The sequence below is a fragment of the Limnohabitans sp. 2KL-17 genome (assembly GCF_003063415.1).
GTDB lineage: Bacteria > Pseudomonadota > Gammaproteobacteria > Burkholderiales > Burkholderiaceae_C > Limnohabitans_A.
In genome coordinates, this window is sequence record NZ_NESK01000059.1 from 1 (window position 1) to 3,029 (window position 3,029).

At 60.6% G+C, this 3,029-nt stretch carries 1 protein-coding gene; it reads left to right on the forward strand.

What is annotated here, in order from left to right; translation table 11 throughout:
- Nucleotides 1–3,029, forward strand: a 3,029-nt coding sequence (locus tag B9Z45_RS16470) for an S-layer family protein (RefSeq protein WP_199221935.1), incomplete at both ends; no start/stop codon positions are given.

The window sequence follows — 3,029 nt, forward strand, 5'->3', positions numbered from 1 at the left end:
TTGGGAATACAGCCTGGACGGCGTCACCTGGACCACCGGCACAGGCTCCAGCTTCACAGCCACTGGCGATGGCACCAAAAGCGTGCAAGTGCGCCAGATCGACAAGGCTGGCAACGCCAGCACCCCCGGCACCCTGAGCTTCACGCTCGACACGACCGCACCCGATGTCACCATAAAAACGGTAACCGCCGACAACACCGTCAACGCAACTGAAGCCACCTCTGGCTTTACCGTCGGTGGCACGACCACCGCAGAAGCCAACCAGACCATCAGCGTCTGGGTCTCTGGCTATGGGTCCACCCTCAAGACGGCCAATGTGGTCGCAGGCGCCAATGGCCTGAACACCTGGCAAGTCACATTCACCGACGCCGATCTGCCCAAAGACGCTGATGGCAACATCCTGCAGGGTCCGATCAGCTTTGAAGCCAGCGTGAAAGACATCGCCGGCAACTATGGCGCTAACTATGGTGAAGAAGTCACTGTGGACACGGTGGTCAACAGCCCAGAAGTTACCTCCGAGGTACCCGCTGCCATGAACTTGCTGGATTTACCCGATGGCAAATTCACCATACGCGGAAACGCCAGCGAAGCAGGCACCATCACCGTGACATGGAAAAATGCGAATGGCAGTGTTGCCACATCAGAAAACGTGCAAGTCAACGCCGATACCGGTGAATGGTCCATTGATTTCGCCGACAGCAATATCCCCGCTGGCGCCGTTTCGTTCAGCGTGTCTTTTACAGACGCTCATCAAAACGCCTCCGCAGAGCAGGTTTTCCAGGTTGCCGTCTCCTCCAGCTTCACAGTACAGGGCCTCATCGTGGCTGGTCCACTGACAGGCAACCCCGGTGGTGATTTGGTGGTCGATGCCTACGATGCCAACGGAGCACTGGTTGGCAGCACCGGCGTCAATAACGATGGGTCTTACAGTCTGGCCTTAACTAAACAGACCCGTGTCGTACTCAAGGTGCGCGACACGCAACCGGCCGACTCAGACGTGGCCTCGTATATGGACGAGGCCACAGGTGCCACAAAAACTCTGCCGACCCTGCTGGCCGTTGTCAACATCGGGGCGGGCTCCAGCATGACCGTGAACATCACACCTCTGACCGACGTAGCAGCCCGAATGGCCGGCGTCACCGATACACCCGTAGCACCCACCAACGCAGCAATCAGCAGCAGCAACGCTGCTGTATCCCAGCTGTTCTTGGGCGGCTCAGACCTGCTGAGCACAACGCCGCAGGCCACAATAAACGCCAATGGCACTGCTGCCACCCCCGACATTTATGGCGTTGCCCTGGCCACCCTCAGCCAGATGGAGGCATCCGGCAACCATAGCACCGAGGCAGTCACGCAAGCGATCGCCAATGGCATCTCCATCACCAACGGAACCGCCAGTCTGAGCCCTGCATTGGCTACAGTCATTCAAACAAACCTGAAAACCCTGGTCAGCAATGGCAAGGTGCCCAGCGAGCTGGCCACCACACTGACTGGGCTTGTCGAAGTCAACGACGTGCCCACCGGCATCGTGCTGTCGGCCAACACCATTAAAGAAAACGTCAACGTGGGCGCTGGCGTAGTGATCGGCACCCTGACGGTGATCGACCCGGACGCCAGCGGCAACGCCAACGTCCTGACCCTGGGCGGCACGGACGCAGCCAGCTTTGCGATCGTGGGCGGCCAGCTCATGTTCACGGGCACCAGCCCCAACTTCGAAGCGAAGTCCAGCTACAGCGTGACGGTCACCAGCACCGATGCCAACGGCGGCAATCCATTGGTCTATAGCCAGGCCTTCACGGTCAACGTGAATGACGTCAACGATGCGGCTGTGATCAGTGGCGCCAGCGTGGGTGCAGTGACAGAGGCCGGCGGCGTGGACAACGCCACAGCCGGTACCCCAACAGCCACTGGCAGACTCACCAGTACCGACGCCGATGGCACTGTCAACCTCTTTACCGCCGTCACAGCTGGCACCGCAAGCACCTACGGCTACGGCACTTACACCATGAGCACAGCGGGGTTTTGGACTTATATGCTCAACAACAGCAACGCCACTGTGCAAGCCCTGGCGGCAGAGGCTACCCTGAGCGACACCTTCACGGTAGCGACAGCCGACGGCACCACCCAGGTGGTCACCGTCACCATCACCGGCACCAACGACGCGGCCGTGATCGGCGGCACCAGCACCGCCGCCCTGACCGAGACCAACGCCGTGCAAACGGCCACCGGCACCCTCACCAGCACCGACGTGGACGGCACGGCCGGCCTCTTTGCTGCGCAAACCAACGTGGCCGGCAGCAACGGCTTTGGCAAGTTCAGCGTCACCACCGGCGGGGCCTGGACCTACACCATGAACTCGGCCCAAAACCAGTTTGTGGCAGGAACCAACTACACAGACAGCATCACGGTAGCAACAGCCGACGGCACCACCCAGGTGGTCACCGTGACCATCACCGCAGTGAGTGAAGCTGCGACCAAAGCAGCTGCAGACAAAGCGGCGGCGGACAAAGCGGTTGCGGACGAAGTGATTGCCAAAAACACGGCCAAAGTTGTAGCAGCCAAAGCGCTGACCGAAGCCCTAGCCAAGCTCGATGCGGCGAAGACGGAGGCTGAAAAAGTCGCGGCCCAACCTGCGCTTGATGCGGCCAAAATAGCAGCCGCCAAAGCCACAGCTGAAGCGGACGCGGCGGCCAAAGCAGCTGCAGACAAAGCGGCTGCGGACAAAGCGGCTGCGGACGAAGTGATTGCCAAAAACGCGGCCGAAGTTGCAGCAGCCAAAGCGCTGACCGAAGCCCAAGCCAAGCTCGATGCGGCGAAGACGGAGGCTGAAAAAGTCGCGGCCCAACCTGCGCTTGATGCGGCCAAAATAGCAGCCGCCAAAGCCACAGCTGAAGCGGACGCTGCGGCCAAAGCAGCTGCAGACAAAGCGGCGGCGGACAAAGCGGCTGCGGACGAAGTGATTGCCAAAAACGCGGCCGAAGTTGCAGCAGCCAAAGCGCTGACCGAAGCCCAAGCCAAGCTCGATGCGG